The 23,549-nt window shown below is 64.2% G+C and carries 26 protein-coding genes; 10 read left to right on the forward strand and 16 right to left on the reverse strand.

Translation table 11 applies throughout. The features are described from left to right. Nucleotides 1-86 precede the first annotated feature (86 nt). The 3 genes from ACK8OU_RS12690 (at nt 87) to ACK8OU_RS12700 (ending at nt 1,758) form a co-directional block, all read left to right on the forward strand. Entirely contained in the window at nt 87-722 is a 636-nt protein-coding gene (locus ACK8OU_RS12690) for an SCO family protein (RefSeq protein ID WP_410303785.1), read from the forward strand. Nucleotides 723-799: 77 nt separating this feature from the next. Further along, complete coding sequence (locus tag ACK8OU_RS12695) at nt 800-1,354, forward strand: ActR/PrrA/RegA family redox response regulator transcription factor (RefSeq protein WP_410303786.1); 555 nt, start codon at nt 800-802, stop codon at nt 1,352-1,354. A gap of 80 nt (nt 1,355-1,434) precedes the next feature. Beyond that, the gene (locus tag ACK8OU_RS12700) at nt 1,435-1,758 is read left to right on the forward strand and encodes an H-NS histone family protein (RefSeq protein WP_410303818.1); all 324 of its coding nucleotides are present in this window, start codon (nt 1,435-1,437) and stop codon (nt 1,756-1,758) included. A gap of 6 nt (nt 1,759-1,764) precedes the next feature. Here ACK8OU_RS12700 and ACK8OU_RS12705 read toward each other — a convergent pair whose 3' ends face one another. Both ACK8OU_RS12705 and ACK8OU_RS12710 read right to left on the reverse strand, forming a co-directional pair. Next, entirely contained in the window at nt 1,765-2,655 is an 891-nt protein-coding gene (locus ACK8OU_RS12705; RefSeq protein ID WP_410303787.1) for a LysR family transcriptional regulator, read from the reverse strand. Nucleotides 2,656-2,851: 196 nt separating this feature from the next. Then, nucleotides 2,852-3,445 (reverse strand): HD domain-containing protein, encoded by a 594-nt coding sequence (locus tag ACK8OU_RS12710; protein ID WP_410303788.1) that lies wholly within the window; start codon nt 3,443-3,445, stop codon nt 2,852-2,854. Between the two features lie 159 nt (nt 3,446-3,604). Here ACK8OU_RS12710 and ACK8OU_RS12715 point away from each other — a divergent pair, with 159 nt between their 5' ends. Then, complete coding sequence (locus ACK8OU_RS12715) at nt 3,605-4,090, forward strand: hypothetical protein (protein ID WP_410303789.1); 486 nt, start codon at nt 3,605-3,607, stop codon at nt 4,088-4,090. Between the two features lie 51 nt (nt 4,091-4,141). Here the strand turns inward: ACK8OU_RS12715 and ACK8OU_RS12720 are convergent, their stop codons facing one another. Together ACK8OU_RS12720 and ACK8OU_RS12725 are read right to left on the reverse strand one after the other, a co-directional pair. Next, a complete protein-coding gene (locus ACK8OU_RS12720) occupies nt 4,142-5,506 on the reverse strand; it encodes an ammonium transporter (protein ID WP_410303790.1) in 1,365 nt (454 codons plus the stop codon). 25 nt (nt 5,507-5,531) lie between these two features. After that, nucleotides 5,532-5,870 carry a P-II family nitrogen regulator gene (locus ACK8OU_RS12725; protein WP_410303791.1) on the reverse strand — a complete coding sequence of 113 codons (339 nt, stop codon included), beginning with the start codon at nt 5,868-5,870 and terminating at the stop codon, nt 5,532-5,534. A gap of 271 nt (nt 5,871-6,141) precedes the next feature. Here ACK8OU_RS12725 and ACK8OU_RS12730 point away from each other — a divergent pair, with 271 nt between their 5' ends. Continuing rightward, nucleotides 6,142-8,361 (forward strand): transglycosylase domain-containing protein, encoded by a 2,220-nt coding sequence (locus tag ACK8OU_RS12730; RefSeq protein ID WP_410303792.1) that lies wholly within the window; start codon nt 6,142-6,144, stop codon nt 8,359-8,361. A 37-nt stretch (nt 8,362-8,398) separates the two neighbouring features. On the opposite strand, the gene ACK8OU_RS12735 is transcribed toward ACK8OU_RS12730, so the two are convergent. Beyond that, nucleotides 8,399-9,022, reverse strand: coding sequence for an MlaC/ttg2D family ABC transporter substrate-binding protein (locus ACK8OU_RS12735; RefSeq protein ID WP_410303793.1), 624 nt, complete (start codon nt 9,020-9,022; stop codon nt 8,399-8,401). After that, a complete protein-coding gene (locus ACK8OU_RS12740; protein ID WP_410303794.1) occupies nt 8,991-9,749 on the reverse strand; it encodes an MlaA family lipoprotein in 759 nt (252 codons plus the stop codon). The genes ACK8OU_RS12735 and ACK8OU_RS12740 overlap by 32 nt, the downstream gene beginning before the upstream one ends. A gap of 186 nt (nt 9,750-9,935) precedes the next feature. Between ACK8OU_RS12740 and ACK8OU_RS12745 the strand changes: the two genes are divergently transcribed. Together ACK8OU_RS12745 and ACK8OU_RS12750 are read left to right on the forward strand one after the other, a co-directional pair. Beyond that, on the forward strand, nt 9,936-11,666 hold the full coding sequence (locus ACK8OU_RS12745; protein ID WP_410303795.1) for a type I secretion system permease/ATPase: 1,731 nt from the start codon (nt 9,936-9,938) through the stop codon (nt 11,664-11,666). Between the two features lie 4 nt (nt 11,667-11,670). Continuing rightward, complete coding sequence (locus ACK8OU_RS12750) at nt 11,671-12,966, forward strand: HlyD family type I secretion periplasmic adaptor subunit (protein WP_410303796.1); 1,296 nt, start codon at nt 11,671-11,673, stop codon at nt 12,964-12,966. A gap of 48 nt (nt 12,967-13,014) precedes the next feature. On the opposite strand, the gene ACK8OU_RS12755 is transcribed toward ACK8OU_RS12750, so the two are convergent. From ACK8OU_RS12755 to mbfA, 6 genes are all read right to left on the reverse strand, one after another. Further along, nucleotides 13,015-13,929, reverse strand: coding sequence for an ornithine cyclodeaminase family protein (locus ACK8OU_RS12755; protein WP_410303797.1), 915 nt, complete (start codon nt 13,927-13,929; stop codon nt 13,015-13,017). After that, entirely contained in the window at nt 13,926-14,546 is a 621-nt protein-coding gene (locus tag ACK8OU_RS12760; protein WP_410303798.1) for an HAD family hydrolase, read from the reverse strand. The genes ACK8OU_RS12755 and ACK8OU_RS12760 overlap by 4 nt, the downstream gene beginning before the upstream one ends. After that, nucleotides 14,536-14,997, reverse strand: coding sequence for a YaiI/YqxD family protein (locus ACK8OU_RS12765; protein ID WP_410303799.1), 462 nt, complete (start codon nt 14,995-14,997; stop codon nt 14,536-14,538). Before ACK8OU_RS12765 ends, ACK8OU_RS12760 begins: the two co-directional genes overlap by 11 nt. Next, complete coding sequence (gene fghA / locus ACK8OU_RS12770) at nt 14,988-15,818, reverse strand: S-formylglutathione hydrolase (RefSeq protein ID WP_410303800.1); 831 nt, start codon at nt 15,816-15,818, stop codon at nt 14,988-14,990. The genes ACK8OU_RS12765 and fghA overlap by 10 nt, the downstream gene beginning before the upstream one ends. A gap of 10 nt (nt 15,819-15,828) precedes the next feature. Further along, nucleotides 15,829-16,758: an AEC family transporter gene (locus ACK8OU_RS12775; RefSeq protein ID WP_410303801.1), complete on the reverse strand. Its 930-nt coding sequence runs from the start codon at nt 16,756-16,758 to the stop codon at nt 15,829-15,831. 66 nt (nt 16,759-16,824) lie between these two features. After that, entirely contained in the window at nt 16,825-17,802 is a 978-nt protein-coding gene (mbfA, locus tag ACK8OU_RS12780) for an iron exporter MbfA (protein ID WP_410303802.1), read from the reverse strand. Nucleotides 17,803-17,957: 155 nt separating this feature from the next. On the opposite strand from mbfA, the gene ACK8OU_RS12785 reads away from it, so the two are divergent. After that, entirely contained in the window at nt 17,958-18,125 is a 168-nt protein-coding gene (locus ACK8OU_RS12785) for a hypothetical protein (RefSeq protein WP_410303803.1), read from the forward strand. Here the strand turns inward: ACK8OU_RS12785 and trhO are convergent. Next, nucleotides 18,098-19,027, reverse strand: a complete 930-nt coding sequence (gene trhO, locus ACK8OU_RS12790) for an oxygen-dependent tRNA uridine(34) hydroxylase TrhO (protein ID WP_410303804.1) — start codon at nt 19,025-19,027, stop codon at nt 18,098-18,100. The genes ACK8OU_RS12785 and trhO overlap by 28 nt on opposite strands. A gap of 100 nt (nt 19,028-19,127) precedes the next feature. Here trhO and pncA point away from each other — a divergent pair, with 100 nt between their 5' ends. Together pncA and pncB are read left to right on the forward strand one after the other, a co-directional pair. Beyond that, on the forward strand, nt 19,128-19,736 hold the full coding sequence (pncA, locus tag ACK8OU_RS12795) for a bifunctional nicotinamidase/pyrazinamidase (RefSeq protein WP_410303805.1): 609 nt from the start codon (nt 19,128-19,130) through the stop codon (nt 19,734-19,736). After that, nucleotides 19,737-21,044 (forward strand): nicotinate phosphoribosyltransferase, encoded by a 1,308-nt coding sequence (gene pncB / locus ACK8OU_RS12800; RefSeq protein WP_410303806.1) that lies wholly within the window; start codon nt 19,737-19,739, stop codon nt 21,042-21,044. Nucleotides 21,045-21,048: 4 nt separating this feature from the next. Here pncB and ACK8OU_RS12805 read toward each other — a convergent pair whose 3' ends face one another. From ACK8OU_RS12805 to arfB, 3 genes are all read right to left on the reverse strand, one after another. Then, the gene (locus ACK8OU_RS12805) at nt 21,049-22,521 is read right to left on the reverse strand and encodes an inorganic phosphate transporter (RefSeq protein WP_410303807.1); all 1,473 of its coding nucleotides are present in this window, start codon (nt 22,519-22,521) and stop codon (nt 21,049-21,051) included. 41 nt (nt 22,522-22,562) lie between these two features. After that, the gene (locus ACK8OU_RS12810) at nt 22,563-23,045 is read right to left on the reverse strand and encodes an NUDIX hydrolase (RefSeq protein ID WP_410303808.1); all 483 of its coding nucleotides are present in this window, start codon (nt 23,043-23,045) and stop codon (nt 22,563-22,565) included. A gap of 69 nt (nt 23,046-23,114) precedes the next feature. Then, nucleotides 23,115-23,537 carry an alternative ribosome rescue aminoacyl-tRNA hydrolase ArfB gene (arfB, locus tag ACK8OU_RS12815; protein WP_410303809.1) on the reverse strand — a complete coding sequence of 141 codons (423 nt, stop codon included), beginning with the start codon at nt 23,535-23,537 and terminating at the stop codon, nt 23,115-23,117. Nucleotides 23,538-23,549 lie beyond the last annotated feature (12 nt).

A 23,549-nucleotide genomic window follows, 5' to 3' on the forward strand; every position in this document is an offset into this window, starting at 1 on the left:
TGTTGTCACATTCTCGCGGGTCAGCATTGATAGTAACTGCGCGATGCGCGATCAATGCGACGATCCGGATCAGTCAGGAAAAGCCAATGCCATTCAAGCCCCGCACCGCCGCCATATCCGCCGTCGCCGCTGTCGCGGCAGGTCTTGTCGCCGCGACCTGGTTCGCGACAACGGGTGGGGAAGCGGATCGTTTCGCCCAATGCCGCAAGGGGGCCGTTGCCGGCGGCGCCGCGGCGATCGGGGGGCCGTTCACGCTTGTTTCCGAAACCGGGACGACGGTTACCGACAAGGACGTCATCACCAGGCCGTCTCTGCTTTATTTCGGGTACAGCTATTGCCCGGATGTCTGTCCGCTGGACAATGCGCGCAATGCCGAAGCCGTGATGATCCTTGAAGAGCGCGGATATGAGGTGACACCGGTTTTCATTTCCGTCGACCATGAACGCGATACGCCCGAACTGCTGGCGGAGTTCACCGATGTGTTGCACCCCCGCATGATCGGGCTGACCGGAACGCCCGAACAGATCAAGGCGGCAAGCCAGGCCTACCGGACCTATTACAAGGTGCAGAACCCCGGCGACCCCTATACCCTGATCGATCATTCCACGCAGACCTATCTGGTTTTCCCGGAAAGCGGGTTCGTCGAATTCTTTAACCGCAACACCACCCCCGAAGACATGGCGCAAAGCGTTGCCTGTTTTATCGATGCCGGCGCGAATTAGGATATCAGCCAAAGGAAATTTGACCTGAGCTGGTTTCCGGCATAGGTCTAGCTAAACCCTGCAGGAGCGGTATGGACATGGCCGGAGAAGAGTTTGCGGAATTGGGCACCGATCGGTCGCTGCTTTTGGTCGATGATGATGTACCATTTCTGACACGGCTGGCGCGGGCGATGGAAAAGCGGGGCTTCATTCCGGAAACCGCGGAAACCGTTTCGGCCGCGAAGGCCATCGCGGTTTCGCGGCCGCCCGCCTATGCCGTCGTCGACCTGCGCCTTGAGGATGGCAATGGCCTTGAGGTGGTCGAGGTCTTGCGCGAACGCCGCCCCGATGCGCGGATTGTGGTTCTGACCGGCTACGGCGCCATTGCCACGGCTGTGGCGGCGGTCAAGATTGGGGCGACGGATTATCTGTCGAAACCGGCCGACGCCAATGACATCACGAATGCGCTTCTGTCGCGTGCCGACAATCACCCGCCCCCGCCTGAAAACCCCATGAGCGCGGATCGCGTCCGCTGGGAACATATCCAGCGGGTCTATGAATTGTGCGACCGCAATGTCAGCGAGACGGCGCGACGGCTGAATATGCATCGGCGCACGTTGCAGCGGATTCTTGCAAAGCGCAGCCCGAAATAAACGTGTTTCGGTGTGAAACACCTTAGGTTTCCATTGTGACTTTGTGCGAAATGATTATACGATCGCGCAATTGCACATTCATGCGGAGACTTGCCGTGAATATCGACTCCCTTTCCCTGAACGAACTCAAGACGCTGCGCGCGCAGGTCGATCGCGCGATTGCGACCTATGAAGACCGCAGAAAGAAAGAAGCCCTTGCCGAACTGGAAGATGTTGCGCGCAGGATGGGTTTTTCATTGCCGGAATTGATGGCCATGCAGGGTGGGCGCAAGCGTAAACCTGGCACGGCGAAATATGCCAATCCGGCCGATCCCGCGCAAACCTGGACCGGGCGCGGTCGCAAGCCCAACTGGGTCACCCAGGCACTGAACGCGGGCAAATCGCTGTCTGATCTGGCGATCTGAGCCGGTTCATTTCCGGGCGGCTGTTTCGGATTTCAGCCAGTCTGTAAAAATGCGTGCGGCTTCGGGCATTGGTCCGGGAAGCCGCACGACATGATAGCCAAGGCTTTCATCCCGTATCTCGTGGATTTTGACCAGCCCGCCGCTTTGCAGATCATCTTCGATCAAAGCCTCGCTTTCCAGATGCAGGCCCAGCCCTTCGCGTGCCGCGGCCAGGGCAAGTTCCTCATTCGGGAATTCGTTGAATCGAAGCGTTGCGGGATCAAGCCCGATCGATTCCAGCAACTGCATCTGTTCGGGCCAGTCGCCTTCGCGGACCCAGGGCAATTCCGCCATGTCCTGCAGCGAAAGACCTGTTCGCCCGCCCAGAAGGTCAGGCGCGCCGACAACGATCTGCGGCGCCGCGGTCAGGAATTCGGAAACGACGCCTGGCCAGTTACCATCGCCGAAACGAATGCCCAGCGTGGCACCGGCTTCGCGCAGGTCAACGATGCGATGGTCCGGCAACAGCGATAGTGGAATTTCCGGGTGGCGCCGCCAGAAGCGCGCCAGCCGCGGCATCAGCCATTCCGATGCGAAGGCAGGCGGCAGCGTCACCGTCAGCGGGCGTTCGGTGGTTGCCTGGCGCAGGCTTTCCGTTGCCGTCTGGATCAGCCCAAATCCGTCGGTCAGCGCCTTTGCCAGCCGCTCGCCATCAGGCGTCAGGCGCAGATGCTTGCCGTCGCGCCAGACCAGGGGGGTGGTCAGATGGTCTTCAAGTGCGCGGACCTGTTGCGCGATGGCGGCATGGGTCACGTTCAGCGCGCGCGCAGCGGCGCTGAAACCGCCCTCGCGGGCCGTGGCGGAAAAGGCCCGCAACGCGGTCAGTGGTGGCATGCGGCGCCAGTCAATCTCGGTCATCTGTTAGCTGATCTTTCAGGTCTTTGAAAATTCCTGACTCGTCATTCGTGTTGCGTCAAGCGTAGAAGCAGGGCGCAATGAAAAACAGGAGGGTCAATCAATGATCCGCATCTTGGCCGAAGTCATGACAATCGCCATTGGCGGCTTTGCGCCGCGCCCGCGCTTTGCGGGGGAACGTGGCAAGCACTGATCCGCGTCAGGCGGCGCGTTCCGCCATAAGCGCATGGTGGCGCGCGGTATAGGCCGCGCGCGCCTCGGCCGGGGGACGAAGCTGAATTGTCAGCCCCCGGGTCAGCAGGGGATCGGGCTTGCCGAACAGCCGATCTGCCTCGGTCGTGGAAAACCCCGCGATCTGTTCCGCCTCAAGCCGGGCTGAAACCATGTCGGCGGCCTTGATTGCCTTCTTGATCGGCCCGGGCAAGGCGGCCGGCAAGCCAAAGCGCAGATGCACTGCGGCCGTCAGGCGATCATCCAGTTCCTTGTAGGCGGGCCCGACCGCGGCCTTTACGGGGCTGATCATGTCGCCGATCACATATTCCGGCGCATCATGCAGCAGCGCGGCAAGGCGCCATTTAGCCCCGATCCCGGGGTTGGCGCGGGCAAAGATTTCCTCGACCAGAAGCGAATGTTCCGCCACCGAATAGGCCCAGTCGCCCCGCGTCTGGCCATTCCAGCGCGCAACGAAGGCAAGGCCATGGGCGATGTCTTCGACCTCGATGTCCAGAGGCGCGGGGTCAAGCAGGTCAAGCCTGCGTCCCGAAAGCATCCGTTGCCAGGCCCGTTTCGCCATGACGCCCCCATACCCAAGCCGGGCCGCTGCCCGCGGGGCCGACAGTTACGGTCGCGCAGGCGCGCTGTAAAGCCGGATCGCCCCGCGGCCCGTGGAACCGGATCAGCGCGCCATGCGTTGGCTGCGCACAGAGGATGACAAGACCGAAAGGCCGGACCGATGCGCGTCTATCTGAAAAGCGTTCTTCCCGTTGCTGCCCTTGCGGCGACCTCGGTCGCCGCGTCGCTATCGGCGGCGATCGGGGTTTCGGCGCAGGAACAGGTGGCGCAGGCGGCCCTGACCAGTGAGGGTGGTCCGGTTATGGCGGGGCGGCCGATGGATGATCTGGGCGCGCGCTATGGCGATCTGTCCGTCTTTGATGACATCGACCGGATCGGGGCGGATCAGCCCCATGACATCCCCTATTGCGACCGCCGGCCGCTGCTGCTGCGGACCCTGTCCGAGGATTTTGCCGAGGCGCCGGTTGCCCAGTCGCCGCTGGACGCGGGCCGCCGGGTCGAACTTTGGGCCTCGGATGTGATGGGCACCTGGACGGCGGTCTATACGCGTGCGGACGGGGTGTCTTGTGTCGTGTCGTCCGGCGTCGATTGGCAGCGGTCGACGGACCCGGTCGCGCTGCTGGAACAAGAGGGTCTGTTGGGATAAGAAAGACCCTGCCGAATGGCTTCGGCAGGGTCTGTGTTGTGGCTGTGGGCGTCAGCTCTTGACGAATTCGGGATAGGCTTCCATCCCAAGTTCCGCCTTGTCCAGGCCAAGGTATTCGGCCTCGGCGCTGGGGCGCAGCCCCATCACCGCCTTCAGCGCCAGCCAGACGATCCCCGAGATCACAAAGCTGAACACACCCACCGTCACGATCCCGATCAGCTGAACCGAAAGCGATGCACCGGGGTTGGTGAAGACCACCGCGATGGTCCCATAGATGCCGCAAACCAGGTGGACCGGAATGGCGCCGACCACGTCGTCAATCTTCAGCTTGTCCAGAAGCGGTACGGTCAGAACCACCAGCACACCGCCGAAGGCACCGATCAGCGTGGCCGCGCCCAGACCCGGGGTCAGCGGTTCGGCGGTGATCGAGACCAGACCCGCCAGCGCCCCGTTCAGGATCATCGTCAGGTCGGGCTTGCGATAGATGATCTGCGTCAGCGCCAGTGCGCCAAGCGCGCCGCCCGCCGCCGCGGCATTGGTATTGGCAAAGATCCGGCTGATGTCGGCCATGTCGGAAATGGTGCCCATCGCCAGCTGCGACGCGCCGTTGAACCCGAACCAGCCCAGCCACAGGATGAAGGTGCCCAGCGTCGCCAGGGTCAGGTTGGACCCGGGCATCGCCACGACCTTGCCGTCCTTGTACTTGCCCAGCCGCGGGCCAAGGATCAGCACGCCCGCCAGCGCCGCCCAGCCGCCGACCGAATGCACCACGGTGGACCCGGCAAAATCCAGAAAGCCCATCGCATCCAGAAAGCCGCCGCCCCATTTCCAGCTGGCCTGAATGGGATAGATCAGCGCCGTCAGAACAAGCGTGAAGGCCAGGAACGGCCACAGCTTGATCCGCTCGGCCAGGGTGCCGGACACGATCGAGGCGGCGGTGGCGCAGAACATCACCTGAAAGAAGAAATCCGACCCGGTGGAGGCATAGGAATAATCATCCACCGCATCCGCGCCGACGCCCACCGCTTCCAGCGCGGCAAAGGCGAAAGCGCCCAGGTAGCCACCCGTCTCATCCGAGCCGATGGACCAGTTGCCCAGCGGATACATCAGGTTATAGCCGATCAGGTAATAGGCGGTGCAGGCGATCGAGAACAGCGAGACGTTTTTCAGCAACTGCATCGTCACGTTGCGCGACCGCACCAGCCCCGCTTCCAGCATCGCAAAACCCGCGGCCATCCAGAACACCAGCATGCCGCCGATCAGGAACAGAAGCGAATTCAGGATCCAGACCACATCGGTCGGCACGGCGGCGGGGGCGGCAGCGGTGGCCGCGGGCACGGCATCCTGTGCCAGCGCGGGCAGGGCCAGAACCGCGGCTGTCGCGGCAAGGCCCACAAGTTTCGGAAGGTTCTTCATGGTTCTTTCCCCTGATCCCAGCATCTCAAAGCGCGTCATCATTGGCTTCGCCGGTGCGCACCCGCACCGCCTGCGCCACATCCAGAACAAAGATCTTGCCGTCGCCGATCTTGCCGGTCCGGGCAGAGCTGCGGATCGTGTCCACCGCAACCTCGGCCATCTGGTCCGGCACAACGATTTCCAGCTTCACCTTGGGCACGAAATTCACGGCATATTCCGCGCCCCGGTAGATTTCGGTGTGGCCGGACTGGGCGCCAAAGCCCTTGATCTCGGTCACCATCATGCCGCGCACGCCGATGGCGGTCAGCGCCTCGCGGACCTCCTCAAGCTTGAACGGCTTGATTGCTGCAATGATGAGTTTCACGTTGTCATCCCTTCCTTTGTCAGCAAGCACTTCGGTGCCATTGGTGGGCACCGCACAGCGTCAGCAGGGGCCCTTCGCAGGTGCAGCACAAGAAAACCGGCGGGGATGACGACGGTGGTTCGGGAAAAGTTGCACATTATTTGCACAAATATCGGCCCGCGCCCAAATTATGGGCGGTTTCCAAACCGAATCGTGATCCAAACCGGCTCCACAATCGGGGGCGGGGCGTGTAGGGTGGCCGCCAAAACAACGGGCATCGGATCAGGCGAATATGGCGGGATCGGGCGGGCGGCGGACGCCCTTGGTTGCAGACAGGCGCTATCCCGGTGGGCCGGCCCCCAAGGGGAACGCCCCGCGTGGCGGTTCGGGCGGAAAGCGTCCCCCCCGGCGCAAGCCCGCGCGCGCCCCGCGCAAGCGGGGCCTGATCGGGGGGCTGGCCGTCGGATTGGCAAGCCTGATCTGGCGGGTGGTCTGGGGGATCGGCTGGCGGATTGCGATGATCGTGGCGCTGATCCTTGGCGGCGCATCGGCCTATTTCTACGCCAACCTGCCCGAACTGAACGCGCTTCTGGACGGGCGCAGCCGCGGGTCCGTTACCTTTCTGGATCGTGAAGGCAAGGTCTATGCCTGGCGCGGCGAAACCTTTGGCGGGCAGATCACCGCCGAAAACGTGTCACCGCATCTGAAGAATGCCGTGATCGCAACCGAGGACAGGCGCTTTTACCGCCATTTCGGCGTAAGCCCGCGCGGCATCGCCAGTGCGATCCGCATCAACATGTCCGAGGGGCGCGGCCCTTTCGAAGGTAACGGCGGGTCGACCATCACCCAGCAGGTTGCCAAGCTTTTGTGCCTGGGCGTGGAATATGACCCCGGGATATGGAAGACCGAGGCCGCCTATGAGGATGACTGCCGGGGCGGCGGCATCAAGCGCAAGATCAAGGAAATTCCCTTCGCCCTGGCGATGGAACTGAAATACACCAAGGATGAGATCCTGACGATCTACCTTAACCGTGCCTACATGGGGGCGGGCGCGCGCGGGTTTGAGGCGGCGGCACAACGTTACTTCGGGACTTCGGCGGCCAATGTGAACCCACAACAGGCGGCAATGCTGGCAGGCTTGCTGAAGGCGCCCTCGCGCTATGCCCCCACGACGAACCTGGAACGCAGCCAGGACCGGGCGGGCATGGTGCTGGCGCTGATGCACGAACAGGGTTACCTGACCGATCCGCAATGGCAGGCGGCGCGCGCCAATCCCGCGACCCTGTCCGAGGCGGCGCAGAAACGCGCGGGCGGCTATTTTGCCGACTGGGTGATGGATACGGCACCTGATTTCCTGACCACCGAAACGACCGAGGATGTGATCATTCATTCCACCCTGGATCAGCGGCTTCAGGCCGCTGCCGAAGAGGCGCTTGCCGAGGTGTTCAAGACCAAGGTCAGGGAAGGGTCCGAGGCCGAGGCGGCCGTGGTGGTGATGTCGGCCGATGGCGCGGTGCGGGCGATGGTCGGCGGACGCAAGACCAAGGTGTCGGGCGCCTTCAACCGCGCCACCCAGGCCAAGCGGCAGACGGGGTCCACGTTCAAGCCCTTTGTCTATGCCGCGGCGCTGGACATGGGCTACACCCCCGATTCCATTATCGAGGATGCCCCCCTGACGATCAACGTCAGGGGATCGGGCCCCTGGTCGCCCAAGAATTACAGCCGTGAATTCCGCGGGCCGATCACGCTGACCGAATCCCTGGCGCATTCGATCAACACCTCGACCGTACGTCTGTCCGAGGCGGCTGGCCGCGAGGCGGTGCGCAAGGTGGCGGGCGATTTCGGTTTTGCCTCGGACCTTGCCGATGGGCCCGCGCTGGCGCTGGGTGTGTCGGAATCGACCCTGGTCGAGATGACCGGCGCCTTCGCGGGTATCCTGAACGGCGGGTCTTCGGTGCAGCCCTATGGCCTTACGGAACTGCGCATCAAGGGCGACCCGGAACCGCTGTTCGGCGCGGGCGGCGGTATTGGTGAGCGTGTGATTTCCGAACAGGCGGCGCGGCAGCTGACCTACATGATGCATCAGGTGGTTGAAAACGGCACCGGCAGGCGGGCGCGACTGCCGGATCGTCAGGTCGCGGGCAAGACCGGCACCACCCAGGCCGCCCGCGATGCCTGGTTCATCGGGTTCACCGCCGATTATGTGACCGGCGTCTGGATGGGGTATGATGACAACCGCCCCCTGACCGGCGTCACCGGCGGTGGCCTGCCGGCCGACATCTGGCGCGAGGTGATGCTGCGCGTCGAAAAGGGTCTTCCTGCGGCGGCGTTGCCTATGGCCGACCCGTCCGAATGGCACCGCAACGCCCCGGTGTACGGGGGTGAGGTCTATTCGAACGGCCCTGGTGCCCCGATCGGGCAGGCGCCGGCCCGTCAGGCCGAACCGCGGCGCGAACCCGACATGGCCGAGCGCATCTTGCTGGAAGTTCTGGGCACGATCCTGGGGAATTGAAACGGCGGGCCGTTTGGCCCGCCTGTGTCACCCGTAATCAGGCCGTCTTCAGATCCTGAATCAGCAGGTCGATGTTGCCGCGCCGCCGATCCAGCATCGCGCCGATTTCCGTGCGTTCCGAAGCGAGCATGTTCACCCCCTCGATGATGATGTTGAAGAACAGGTTTTTCCCCGACCTGTCCGATACATGCCAAAGCACCTCAAAGGGGGCCTCGCCCTTCATGTAGGCGACGGAACGCACTTCCCAGAAGGTCTTGACCTGACGCGCGCCGGTCACCTCGATCCGGCTGCCTTCGAATTCGCGGAAGCGACGGCCATATTTGCGTGAGATATAGCCGCGGAACGTAGTGGTGAAGGTTTGCATCTGCGCCGCCGAGGCGCTGCGCGCCGCCACCCCCAGTGCCGAGCGTGCGATCGTGGCCACATCGGCGTAGCGGGTGAATATCCGTTCGAAATCGGCGTAAAGCGCAGGCCCGGTCTTGCCCGATGCGATGGCGGCGTTGACCTCGCCCAGGGCGGTGTCGATCAGGGCGCGGGCCTGCGCATCGCTAAGCGCAAGGGCAGGCCGCGGTATGGCAAGCGCCGCCGCCCCGGCCCCGATCACGCCCAGCGCCGCCCGGCGCGACAGGTCATTGCGCGTAAGGGTCTTCGTAAGGGTCATAGGCATCCGCATCTGTCTCCGCTTGCATCCCAAGTTCGTAGCGGCGGTTTTGCAAATACAGCAGCCGCATCTGGGCATAGCTATCAGCACTTTCATGCAGGATCGAATCAACACTGTCGCCAAAGCGCAGCCGATCACTGACTTTTGAGGCGATGTTCACCCCTGTCGCGACCTTTGCATCATCGCCATCCAGCGCCGCGCCGACCGGGTCGATGACCGCATCGACGATGCGACCAACGGTGTCACGCGCGGTTGAGGGGCCCAGTAACGGCAGTTCGACATAGGCGCCCTCGCCAAAGCCCCAGACATGCAGCGTCTCGCCGAAATCGGTATCAACCTCGGGCAGGCCAAAGTCCGTGGTGGCCGGATCGAACAGCCCCGCCAGCCCGAAGGTCGAGTTGATCAGGAACCGAAAGGCATTCTGCCCGGCATCCTCGATCCTGCCCTGCAGCAGCGAGTTCACCACCTTGCCGGGCAGGCCAAGATGCCCGCCTGCGTTCGACGCGCTGCGCAGGACCGGCGCAGGCAGATCGCCGACGGCCCGCAACACGCCCCGGTCCCCCGAGAACAGCGCCCGGTCAACCGAACGGTTGAACGCATGTATCTGGCGGTTCGTGGCCTCATGCGGATCATTGATTCCCTGCGCGACGGGTGCAGGCGTGCAGGCGGCCAGCAGAAACAGAACCGGCAGACTACGGGCAAAATGCTGGGAAAACCGGCTGTTCATGACAATTTCACCTTCAAGGGCCGATGCGAAAGGGCAGTTCGGGAACCGGGTGTCCGACAAAACGAAAACCGGCCCGGCCTGCAGGCATACCTAGTGGCCACCTTCCGGTGTGGCAAGGCAGGGCAGCCGGAAACCGGAACTTTACGCTTCGGTGCGACACAGGCGGAATAACAGCTGAAAACCCCCATGTCGCATCCCAACGGCCCCAACGGCGCATCCGAATTGCGCAGCGCGCTGGCACAGAACCGTTCGTTGTTCCGGGTGGTCCTGGTGTTTTCCGCCTTTGTGAACCTGCTGATGCTGACCGGGCCGTTATTCATGCTGCAGGTCTATGACCGCGTCCTGACTTCCCGCTCGGTTGAGACGCTGGCCGCGCTTTTTGGCCTTGTGCTGTTTCTGTTCGTCGTGATGGGCGTCCTGGATCACGCGCGCACCCGGATCATGACGCGCATCGCATTGCGTTTTCAGGCGGCATTGGAAACACGGGTGTTTTCGGCCTCGGTCGGGCGCAGCATTACGGCCCCCACCGATGGCGCGGCCACCGCCGCCCTGCGCGATCTGGATGCCATCCACAGGCTTCTGGCGGCGCCGGCCTTCCTGGCGCTTTTCGACGCGCCCTGGGTTCCGCTTTTCCTTGTTGCAATTTTCATCTTTCACCCGTGGCTTGGCATCCTTGCGACCGCCGGGGCCCTGGGGCTTGGTGTGGTGACGCTATTGAACCAGCGCCTGACAGCCGTGCCGTTGCGCGCCGCACATGGGGCATCTTCCCGGGCAGAACGTCTGGCGGACCAGCTGCGCGATGAGGCCGAGGCCGTTCTGGCGCTGGGCATGCTGCAAAATGGGTTGCGCCGCTGGCACGCGGCCCGGATGATCGCCTTGCCCGGTGTTTTGCGGGCCGCCGATCTTGGCGGGGGTTTTGCGGCTTTCACCCGAATTTTCAGGCTTCTGCTGCAGTCGGCGATGCTGGCGCTTGGTGCCTGGCTTGTCCTGCGTGGTGAACTGACGGCGGGTGCGATGATCGCGGCCTCCATCGTTCTGGGCCGTGCCCTTATGCCGGTCGAGCAAGTGATTGCAGGTTGGCCGTTGGTTGCGCGGGCCCGTGAAGGCTGGGGCCGGCTGTCGGGGCTTCTGGATCTTGTGGTATCTGATCCGGGGCGCACCGCCTTGCCCCGCCCGCGCGCCCTGCTGGAGGTGGGCGACCTGACGGTCATTCCGCCCGGTCAGCAGGTGGCGACGCTGCGTATGGTATCCTTCCATCTTGAACCGGGGCAGGCACTTGGCGTGATCGGTCCGTCGGGGGCGGGGAAGTCGACACTTGCCCGGGCCATCTGTGCCGGCCTGCGCCCGGCGGCGGGAACGATTCGTCTGGGTGGTGCGGCGTTGGATAATTATGGCCCCGATGCCCGGGAAACCCTGATTGGCTATCTGCCACAGCGTGTCGCGCTGTTTGACGGCACGATTGCCGAAAACATTGCGCGGATGTCGCCCGCCCCCGATGCCGAAATGGTCGTGCAGGCCGCGCAGAAGGCCGCCGCGCATCAGATGATCCTGACGTTGCCGGATGGATACGATACCCGGGTAAGCCGGAACGGGTCACGGCTCTCGGGCGGGCAGATCCAGCGAATTGGCCTGGCCCGTGCGCTTTACGGCGACCCGGTCCTGCTGGTGCTGGATGAACCGAATGCCCATCTTGATCATGACGGCGGCCTGGCTTTGAACCTTGCCGTGCGTACGATGAAGGCAGGCGGGGGGGCGGTTCTGATCATGGCCCATCGTCCCGCCGCAATCACCGAATGTGACAACCTTCTGGTCCTGGAGGGCGGGATACGCCGCGCCTTCGGCCCCCGGGATGAGGTTTTGCGCGCGATGGCCAGGAACGTGACCGATATTGTCCGCAGTTCGGGTCTTGGGGGATGAGGTGATGGTGACCGGTTTGTCAACCCGCGGGCCCGTGCTGCTGGGCCTTGTCATGATCGGCGTTCTGCTGGGCGGCTTTGGGCTCTGGTCGGGACTGGCACGCATTTCCGGGGCGGTGGTCGCGGCAGGTCAGGTCGAAGTGGATCAGAAGCGCCAGGTTGTGCAGCACCCGGACGGCGGTGTCGTGGACAGCATATTCGTGCGCGATGGCGATCCCGTCCGAGCCGGTCAGCCGCTGATCCGGCTGAACGGCGATATACTGCGATCGGAGCTTGCGATCATTGAAGGGCAGTATTTTGAACTGTTGGCCCGTCGCGGCCGTCTTGAGGCAGAACGATCTGCGACCGCGGCCCCGATCTTTCCCTTGGAATTGCAGCGTATAGCGGGTCAACGGCCCGATGTGGCCACCCTGATGGACGGGCAGGCGCGGCTGTTCACGGCCCGCGCCGACACGCTTGCGCGATCGCTTGACCAGCTTGGGCTGCGTCTGGACCAGACCCGCAGCCAGATTGGCGGGATCAATGCCCAGATTGCCGCGTTGGGAAGGCAGAACCATCTGATCGCCCGGGAACTGCAGGGCCAGCGCGGACTGCTTGCCAAGGGGCTTGCGCAAACAGGCCGCGTCCTGGCGCTGGAGCGCGAAGCCGCCGCGCTGGCCGGGCGTCTGGGTGAGCTTTCCGCGCTGCGCGCGCAGGCCGAGGGGCGGTTGGCGGAAATCGAACTGGAACGGCTGCGTCTTGTCGCGGCCCGCCGCGAAGAAGCCGAGGCGGCGCTGCGCGAAGACAGCGACCGGGAACTGGAACTGGCCGAACGACGACGGCTTTTGCAGGCGCGCATCGCGGCACTGGACCTTCGCGCCCCCGTCGGTGGGGTGGTGCATGCCATGGCCGTTACGACGCCGGGCGCGGTCATTCGCGCGGCTGAACCGCTTCTGTTCCTGATCCCGCAGGACCGGCCCATGGTCATCGCCGCGCAGATCCCGACCGTGCATATTGATGAGTTGCACATCGGGCAGCAGGCCATCCTGCGCCTGTCCGCCGTCGCCGGGCACAGCGCACCGGAACTGTCTGGGCATGTCGCACGCATTTCTGCGGATGCGCTGATGGATGAGGGCACGCGTATGCCGTTCTACCGGGCCGAGATCATTCCTGTCCCCGGCGCGCTGACACGCCTTGGTGATCTTGCCCTGGTGCCGGGGATGCCGGTCGATGTGTTCATCCAGACCGGGGCACGCGCGCCGCTGTCCTACCTGCTAAGCCCGTTCACCGGTTTTTTCGTCCGCGCGTTCCGCGAAAGCTGATCTGTCCTGCCCGATGACCCGGGCAGGACAGAGGGCCCGGCGCCGGTCTCACCGCAGGCGCCAGGCCTGCAGGATGTATTGTGCGGTCATCAGGTCCAGATGCGCACCGCCACCATTCTTGCACAGGGTGATGTCCTGTCCGGTTTCGCGCCGGAACGTCCCCGCCGCAAGATCGTAGTAATCGCCGATGATGTCGGTATCGCGGATGATGCCGCGCGCGATCGGGTCGCGGAATTCGCCGATATGATGGATCGTCGTGGTGCGCGAATCACAAAACAGCCGGGCCCGTTTCAACGCGGTGTCGTCCACTTCGCGCATGTCGGGCCGATAGGCGCCGATCAGATCCAGATGCGTGCCGGGTGCCAGCCACGCCCCCTGGATTACGGGTTCGGATGACATCGTCGTGGTGGCGATGATCTCGGCCTGCCGCACCGCGGCCTCCAGGTCGGTGGTCGCGCAGGCGCCGGTGGCATCTGCCAGCCGCGCGGCGGCCTGGGCGGTGCGGTTCCAGATGGTGAAGGCGGCGCCGGGAAAGGCGGCGGAATAAGCCGCGATCATGGATCGCGCAACCGTGCCCGCCCCCACGATCAGGATGCGCCGCGCGTCGGGGCGGGCAAGTTTGCGCGCCGCAAGAAGGCTGTCGCCCGCCGTCTTCCATTTCGTCACCAGGTGGAAATCGACGATCGCTTCCAGCACGCCGGTGTGGTCGTTCAGCAGGTTCATCGCGCCGTTGACCATGCCGCGCCCCTGGTCGGGGTTGCCCGGAAAGATCGTGGCGGCCTTCACCGCAAGGCCCAGACCGTCGATCCAGGCGGACCGTGTCAGCAAGGTATCGGGGCCGCGATACAGGAAGGTATCGGCCACCTCGGCGCGGGGCAGGCGGTGGCCGGCTTCCAGCGCCTCGGTCAGGGTCAGCCAGTCCAGGTGGGTCTCGGCCTCGGGGCCGATCACTTCGATGCTCATATCGCTTCCTCGGTGGTCAGAAGGCCTGCGGCCACCAGCCGCGCGGCCCAGCCTTCGGGCCCGGTGAACAGATGCGTCTGCCAGCCACGCGCGGCGGCGGCGGCAATATTGTCGGCCCGGTCGTCGGTGAACAGCAACGCGCCGGGGGGCAGGCCGCAATCGGACTCAACCCGTTCATAGATGCGCGGGTCGGGCTTGATCACACCCAGATGACCCGACACATAGGCCCTGTCGAAGGCGCGAAGGAAAGGATAAAACCCGCTGGCATGGTCGAAGCTGCCGATACCGAAGTTGGTCAGCGCGAAGACTGGCACCCCCTTGGCCTGCAATGCCCGCATCAGGTGCAGCGACCGCGGGATCACGGGCTGCGCCATCTGAATCCAGTCGTCGTACCAGCGCCGGATATGATCGCGCCAGCGCGGGTAGCGGTCTGCCCAGGCGTAGATGGTTTCGCGAAATGGGCCCCCGGCGTCGATCACGTCGTTCATGCCGTGCAGGTCGACCTCGGCGAACATCGCCTGGCGGTCGGCGCGCGGCATGATCGTGTCATAGAAGCGTTCCGGCTGCCATTCGATCAGGACGTTGCCAATGTCGAAAACCACCGCCTCAACCATCACAGTCCCTCATTGCGGCGCGCGCGGTGCGGTCCAGCGCATCCAGAAACCGCGACCGGTCGGCCTTGGTGAACCCCTTGCCGCCACCCTGACGGAACGGATCGGCGCTGCGCAGGTCGGCCATCAGGTCGCGGGTGGCCAGCACGTTGCCGATATTGGCGGGGGTCAGTGCCTCGCCATCATGTTTCAGGACACGCGCGCCCGCCGCCACGCATTTCGCCGCCAGGGGAATATCGCCGGTCACCACAACATCGCCGCGCCCGGCGCGTTCGGCGATCCACTTGTCGGCCTCATCCGGGCCTTCGGGGACATAGACCATCTTGACCAGCGGGTTGGCCGAGGGCCGCAGCCCGCCGTTCGACACGATCAGAAGCTCAACCCCCAGCCGTGTCGCCACGCGCTCGGCCTCATCCTTCACGGGGCAGGCATCGGCATCCAGATAGATCACCGCCAAAGCGCCTCGGCATGGAAGGCGATGTGATCGGGGATGAAGCTGGCCACGAAGAAATAGCTGTGGTCATAGCCGCGCTGCATCCGGAAGGCGCCGGGCTGGCGGCGGGTGGCCATTGCGGCGGCCAGCGCCTCGGGGCGCAGAAGGGCCAGAAACTGATCCTGCGCGCCCTGATCGACCAGCACATCGCCGTCAAATCCGTATTCCGTCATCAGATGGCTGGAATCGTGGTTCATCCAAAGGCTTTCGTCGTGGCCAAGATAGGCCGAAAGCTGTTTGCGCCCCCAGTCCGACTGTGTTGGCTGCGCGATCGGCGCGAAGGCGGAAACCGACCGGAACCGCCCCGGCAGGCGCATCGCCAGCGTCAGCGCGCCATGCCCGCCCATCGAATGGCCGGTGATTGACTGACGGTCCTCATCCAGCGGGAAGGCGGCGGTGACGATGCGGGGCAGTTCCTCGGCCACATAATCCCACATGCGGAAATGCGGTGCCCAAGGGGCCTGGGTGGCGTTGACGTAAAAGCCGGCGCCTTGGCCCAGATCATAGGATTCGTCATTGGCGACGCCTTCGCCGCGCGGCGAGGTGTCAGGAAAGACCAGTGCCAACCCGTGTTCGGCGGCCCATTTCTGCGCGCCCGCCTTGACCATGGCGTTTTCATGCGTGCAGGTCAGCCCCGACAGATACCACAGCACCGGAACCGGGCCGCGGTCGGCCTCTTCGGGCAGGAACAGACCAAAGGTCATCTCGGTTCCGGTGGCCTGTGAGGGGTGGGCATAGACGCCCTGAACGCCCCCGAAACAGCGATTTTCCGATATCGTGCGCATCTGTCCTCTCCTACAGGCTTGTGACCCAGGCGATGACGGCTGGCACCGTAAGGATGCTGACAGCCGTGGAAATCAGGATCGAGGCCGAAACCCGCTGCGGTGCGACCCCATAGTGGCTGGCAAGAATATAGACATTGCCGGCCACGGGAAGGGCCGCGGCGGCGATCATCACGCCGGCGGCATAGATTTCGACGTGAAACACCCAAAGCGCCATCACCGCGACGGCCACGGGGTGCAACACCAGCTTGGCAAACGACAGCCAAAGCGCGGGGCGCACACGTTCCGCGGATCGCTCGGCCAGCGATGCGCCGATGGCGAACAGCGCCACCGGCGTTGCCGCAGCCCCCAGCAGGGTCATGAACTCGCCCAAGGGCTGCGGCATCGGCAGCCTCAGCGCGGCCCAGGCAAGCCCTGCCGCCATGGATACGATCATCGGGTTTTTCAGCAGGCCCAGCCCCAGCGCCCCGAACAGCGACCATGAAACCCTGCCGTGCCGGGCCTTGGTCACGATCAGGGTGAACAGGCTGGAAAATACAATCAGGTCGATGGCCAGAACCATAAGAACAGGCCCCGCCGCGGCCGGCCCCAGCAGCATCACCAGCATCGGTACACCAAGGAAGCCGGTATTGCCGGTCATCGCGGTATGCGCCTCCATCGCCGCTTCGGCGGCGGGCAGGCGCCGTGCCAGGGCCGCGCCCATGCCCAGGGCCCAGACCAGGACCGAGCCGCACAGATAGGCCAGCGCAAAGGCCGGGTCGAACAGTTGATCCAGCGACAGCTGCGCGCTGAAATTGAACAGCATCGCCGACAGCGCGAAGTAAAAGACGAACTTCGTCAGCGCCGCCGTTGCCGGGGCCGGGAACATGCGGATGCGCCCGGCAAACCAGCCCAGGCCGATCACCGCGAAAAAGGGAAGGGTCTTGATGAAGATCGCCAGCATGGCCAATGGCTAGCATGCGGCCTTTTGCCTTGCCAGCGCCGCTTGGAAAATTCTTTGTCCGGTCCGTCAGCCCCCGCCGATCAGCGCGCCCGCGGCAAAGACCAGCGCCCCCCCCAGCACCACCTGCATCGCCGCCCGCAGGAAGGGCGTTTCCATGAAGCGGTTCTGAATCCAGGCGATTGCCCAAAGCTCGACGAAGACGACGATGATCGCGATGGTGGTGGCGGTCCAGAAATCGGGGATCAGATAGGGCAGGGCGTGGCCCATGCCCCCCAGCGCCGTCATGATGCCCGAGGCAAATCCGCGTTTCCATGGGCTGCCGCGCCCGGACAGTTCGCCATCATCCGATGCGGCCTCGGTAAAGCCCATGGATATGCCTGCCCCGACCGAGGCAGCGGTCCCCACCAGGAAGGTGGTCCAGGTGTCCTGCGTGGCAAAGGCGGTGGCAAAGATCGGCGCCAGCGTCGAGACCGAACCATCCATCAGCCCCGCCAGACCGGGTTGCACCCAGGTCAGCACGAACTGGCGGTGGGCGGCGCGGTCCTCTTCGGATTTCGCATCCCCGGTCAGGTGGGTTTCGCCCAGTTCCTGTGCGCGCGTCTGGTGGCCCTGTTCCGCAGCGGCCAGATCGCCCAGCAGCTTTCGTGTTGCTGCGTCCGAGGTGCGCTGCGCTGCGCGGGTGTAGAACTGCCCCGCCTCACGTTCCATTGCCTCGGCCTCGGCGCGGATGGTGTCAAGGGGCATGTTCTCGGCCAGCCAGACGGGCTTGCGGGCGTAAAAGCCTGCGACATGTTCGCGCCGGATCAGCGGGATCATCTCGCCAAAGCGGTCGCGGTGGCGGTCGATCAGACGGCGGCGGTGTTCGTCCTCTTCGGCGGCCATGGCCTCAAAGATCCGCGCCGTGGCCGGATAATCGGCGCGCAGGCGTTCGGCATATTGGCGGTAGATGCGGGCGTCATCCTCTTCCGAGGAAATGGCAAGCGCCAGCACCTCTTGTTCGCTGAGGTCCGAGAAGCGGCGGCGCTGGGCAAATCCGGGGATCATCGCGGGACTCCGTTTAGAACGGTTCTAATGTAATGTGGTGGCGCAGATATGCAACCGGCAAAAATGAACTGATCGGTTCATGTTTACCTTGAAAATCTAAACTGATCGGTTCAGAAGTCGTAACCAAACAGAATCGTTCAGACAGGAGATAACCGATGAAGCGCATCATTTCCGGCCTTGTCCTTGCCGTTGCAACCGCCGTTCCGGTCTTTGCCGGGGGCATCGGGTTTGACCTTCCGCGTCTGGACTTTCCGGTGCAAGGGGAAACGGTGACGCGGGCCTGTTCCGATCTGGTTCAGTCCGCGTCCTGCGCACAGGACTGACCCCGGCCCAGGTGCCGTTCGCCGCGCCGGGCGGCAAGGCGCATCTGGCTTTCGCGTTCGCGGAAACGGGCGCGGTCGGCATCGGAATATTCCCCGATGCAATGTGGGCAGGAAACGCCCTGTTCAAAGCTGGAATGGGCCTTGTCCGCGGACGAAACCGGGCGGCGGCAGGCGTGGCAGCTGTCGTAATCGCCCTGTTTCAACCCGTGGCGCAGGCTGACGCGACCATCAAATACAAAGCAATCGCCCCGCCACAGGCTTTCTGCCTCGGGGATGTCTTCCAGATATTTCAGGATACCGCCCTTCAGGTGAAACACATCCTCAACCCCCTGACTTAGCAGGTAGTTGGTGGATTTCTCGCAGCGGATGCCGCCGGTGCAGAACATCGCCACCCGTTTGTTGTGAAAGCGGTGGGCGTTTTCCTGCCACCAGCGCGGGAAGTCGCGGAACGACCGCGTGCCAGGGTCGATTGCGCCTTCGAAGGTGCCGATGGCGATCTCATAATCGTTGCGGGTGTCGATCACCACCACATCGGGGGCGGTGATCAGGGCATTCCAGTCCTGCGGCTGCACATAATGGCCCACTGCGGCGCGGGGGTCGACCGTGGGCTGGCCCATCGTCACGATTTCGCGTTTCAGGCGGACCTTCATCCGGCCAAAGGGCATTTCCGCGGCGGTGCTCTCCTTCCATTCCAGCCCGCTACAGCCGGGCAGGGCGCGGATATGGGCGATCACCGCATCGATGCCCGCACGCGGCCCGGCAATGGTGCCGTTGATCCCCTCGGGTGCAAGCAGAAGCGATCCGCGCACGCCGTCGCGTTCGGCCAGCGCCAGCAGCGGCCTGCGCAGCGCGGCGGGGTCGGAAAAGCGGGTGAAGTGATACAGTGCGGCGACGATGAACATGGCGGTTCCCTACGCCTTGCCCCCCTGCGCTGCAAGGCTTCACGTTGACGCGGCGCGCCCCAGACCCTACCCATGGGCTGACCCGCGGCAGGAGGCCACCATGCGTGACGCAAGCGAAGCCCTGATTGTGATCGACGTTCAGAATGATTTCTGCCCCGGCGGCGCGTTGGCCGTGGCGGGCGGGAATGAGATCATCGGGCCCGTGAATGATCTGATGGGCGACTTTGCCGTGAAGGTGCTGACGCAGGATTGGCACCCGGCCGATCACGGCTCGTTCGCGGGCAACCATCCGGGGGCGGCGCCTTTTTCGGTGGTCGACATGCCCTATGGCCCCCAGGTTCTGTGGCCGACGCATTGTGTTCAGGGCACTGCGGGGGCGGCGTTCCACCCCGGCCTGCTGACCGACCCCGCGGATCTGATCCTGCGCAAGGGGTTTCGCAGCGGGATCGACAGCTATTCGGCTTTCTTCGAAAACGACCATAGCACCGCGACCGGCCTGGAAGGCTACCTGCGGTCGCGCGGGGTGCGCGATCTGACCTTCGTGGGTCTTGCGCTGGATTTCTGCGTGGCCTGGTCGGCGATTGATGCGGCGCGGCTGGGCTTTCGCGCGCGGGTGATTGAAAGCGCCTGCCGGGCGATCGATCTGAACGGGTCGCTGGCCGATGCACGGGCGGCGATGCTGGATGCCGGCGTGATCCTGGAGGCGTGAATGGTCGATATCGCAACCCGGGTCCATGACCACAAATGGAAGATCGACCCGATCGTCCGGTCGCTGATCGACACAGACTTCTACAAGCTTCTGATGTGCCAGTCGGTCTTTCGCAACAGGCCCGACACGCAGGTCACCTTCAGCCTGATCAACCGCACCAAATCGATCCGGTTGGCCGATCTTATCGACGAAGGCGAGCTGCGCGAACAGCTGGACCATGTGCGCGGCCTGCGCCTGACGCGCGGCGAAAGCACCTGGCTGCGTGGCAATACCTTCTACGGCAAGCGCCAGATGTTCCGCCCCGACTTCATGGAATGGTTCGAGTCCCTGCGCCTGCCGCCCTATCATCTTGAAAAGAAGGACGGCCAGTATGAACTGACCTTTGAGGGCAACTGGCCCGAGGTCATGCTGTGGGAAATTCCCGCGCTGGCGATTCTGATGGAATTGCGCGGCCGCGCCGTTCTGAAGGACATGGGCAAATTCGAACTTCAGGTGCTTTATGCCCGCGCGATGACGCGGCTGTGGGAAAAGATCGAGGTGCTGCGCCCGCATGACGGGCTGAAGATCGCCGATTTCGGCACGCGGCGGCGCCATTCCTTCCTGTGGCAGGATTGGTGCGTGCAGGCCATGATCGAGGGTCTTGGCGATGCCGCGCGCGGGGGGGCGTTCATCGGCACTTCGAACTGCCTGATCGCCATGCGCCGTGATATCGAGGCGATTGGCACCAATGCCCATGAATTGCCCATGGTCTATGCCGCCCTTGCCGATACCGAGGATCAACTGCGCGATGCCCCCTACAAGGTGCTTGCCGATTGGCATGAGGAACATGACGGCAACCTGCGCGTGATCCTGCCCGACACCTACGGTACGGAACAGTTTCTGCAACATGCCCCCGATTGGCTGGCGGGGTGGACCGGCGTGCGCATCGACAGCGGCGATCCGGTCGAAGGGGCGGAAACCGCGATCCGTTGGTGGCAATCGCGCGGCGAGGATCCGGCGAAGAAGCTGGTGATCTTTTCCGACGGGCTGGATGTCGACAAGATCATCGAACTGCACCGGCGCTTCGCGGGCCGGGTCAAGGATTCCTACGGCTGGGGAACGCTTCTGACCAATGATTTCCGTGGCCTGGTCAAGGGCGACGGGCTGGCGCCCTTCAGCCTGGTGTGCAAGGCGGTCGCGGCCAATGGCAGGCCGACGGTCAAGCTGTCGGATAATCCCGAAAAGGCCACCGGCCCGGCAGATGAAATTGCGCGCTACAAGCGGGTGTTCGGGATCGGGCCGCAAAAGGCCATCCCGGTTCAGGTCTGACCAATCAGCCCGCGATTCCCTGCAAGATGATGTAAAGCAGCGCCGAAAGCCCGGCAGAGGCGGGAACGGTAATCACCCAGGCAGCGGCCACCGTCACGAAATGCGACCGGCGCACCAGCTTGCGGCGCGATCGTTCCTCGGGCGGGATCGGCTTGCCCTTGCTGAGCCCCAATGCGCGCGCGCGCCGTTCGGCATGCCATTCGCGGAAGAACCCGACACCAAAGATCGCACCAACCGCGATATGGGTCGAGGAAACCGGCAGCCCCAGCCAGGACGCAACGATCACCGTCACCGCCGCGGAAAGCGCCACGCAATAGGCGCGCATCGGGTTGAGCTTGGTAATTTCCGATCCGACCAGCCGGATCAGCTTGGGCCCGAACAGCACAAGCCCGAAGGAAATGCCCAGCGCGCCCACAACCATCACCCAAAGCGGGATGCCAACCTGCCCACCGACGCCGCCATCCTGTACCGCATGTACGATGGCCGCCAGCGGCCCAACGGCATTGGCCACGTCATTGGCGCCATGTGCGAATGACAAAAGCGCCGCCGAAACCACAAGCGGCAGGGAAAACAGCTTCTTCAGCGTCTTCTTGCGGTTTTCCTGCCCTGCGGACTGCCGCCGGATCAGCGGGCGCGATGCGGCCCAGGCGGCCAGCCCCGTGGCAAAGCCGATCAGCACCGCGCCACCAAGGCTTATGTCCGCGATCCGCTTCAAGCCTTTGATCGCCAGATAGGCGGCAAACGCCCCGGCCATGATCCCGATCAGGATCGGCACCCAGCAGCGCGCGGCCGCCAGTTTATCCTCCACATAGATGATGCGGGATTTGATCAGCGCCAGAAAGGCCGCGGCAATGATGCCGCCCAGAACCGGCGAAATCACCCAGCTGGCCGCGATGGTGCCGATGGCGGGCCAGTTCACCGCGCCAAAACCCGCCGCCGCAATGCCTGCGCCGACGACCCCGCCCACGATGGAATGGGTGGTCGAAACCGGCGCGCCCAACGCCGTCGCCAGATTCAGCCAAAGAGCCGCTGCCAGCAGGGCCGACATCATTGCCCAGATGAAATGTGCCCCGTCCGACACCGCATCTGGGGCAAGAATGCCCGAAGACACAGTCTTGACCACGTCGCCCCCGGCAATCAGCGCGCCCGCGGTTTCAAACACCGCCGCGATCAAAAGCGCCCCGCCCAGCGTCAGCGCATTGGCCCCCACCGCCGGACCCATGTTGTTGGCAACGTCATTCGCCCCGATGTTCAGCGCCATATAGGCCCCGATCACCGCCGCGGCGATCACGATCAGATTGCCGGGCTGTGCCCCCATCAGTACCGCGGCCGCGATACCGGCCAGCACGATGAAGGCCAGGGCGATCCCCGGTGCGACCAACCCGCGGGAAACGAACTGCGTCGCCTCTTCCAGCCGCCCGATCCGGCCAAGGTCCTTGTCGAGCGTCTTCCACTGGTTCACGGGTGGCTTGGGCATGTCATGTTTCCGTCATGGGTCTGTCACCTTCGGAAGGCGGGTTAACGGCTTTCCGGCTGTGCGACAACCTCCGAATCGGATGCAAGATCACGCAGGATATTGCGCAGGCCCGGTTCGGCGACCTTCTCGGCGGCTTGTACGGCGGGCAGCCACATCCGTTCGCGCCGCCCGGCCTCGGGATAGTGTTCGGCCTGGGTCTCGATCTCGACCGGGAAGGCAAGCACTTCGATGCGCAGGGCCAGACCGCCTTCCTGCATCTTTTCATAGACGTAGCTGCCGATCGGCGCGGCCCCGACACGGCCTCGGATGCCCGCCTCTTCCCAGGCTTCCTGTAACGCGGCACCCGCAAGGCTGCGTCCGCGCATCGGCCAGCCCTTGGGAACGATCCAGCGCCCGGTACCCAGCGAGGAAATCAAAAGAACCTCACGCAGGCCTTTGCGTTTGCGCATGCAGATCGCCGCCACCTGAAGATGCGGCGGGCGACGGCCAAGCAGACCTGCCAGAAAATTTCCAAAACCGCGCATCACAAGCCCCCGGTGGGGGACAGCACGCCTGTTGGCGGATCGCCGGGCCGGCTTTCTGATGTCGCAGGATCAATCATCGCCATCCACCTTTCCACGCAGCACCTTCACCTCGCCGCGCACCGCCTTGGCTTTCAGCCGTCGTCGCTGGCTGCCCAGCGTGGGTTTGGTGGCCACCCGCCGTTTTGGCGCGACAAGCGCCGCGCGGATCATCTCGGCCAGTCGTTCGCGTGCAAGTTCCCGGTTGCGCGCCTGGCTGCGTGTTTCCTCGGCGCGGATCACGATGGCGCCATCCTGGGTCCAGCGCCGGCCGGCCAGCCGTTTCAGCCGGGCCTTCGCCGCCGGGGCCAGATGCGGCGATCGTTCCGCCTCAAACCGCAGCTCAACCGCTGTTTCAACCTTGTTCACGTTCTGCCCGCCCGGCCCCTGTGACCGGGTAAAGCTCTCACTCAGCTCCCATTCGGCAATCGTGATGGTGTCGTTGATCCGCAGCATGGCGCCAAGCTA

This window comes from Pontitalea aquivivens (genome assembly GCF_046507575.1).
Lineage (GTDB): Bacteria > Pseudomonadota > Alphaproteobacteria > Rhodobacterales > Rhodobacteraceae > Pontitalea > Pontitalea aquivivens.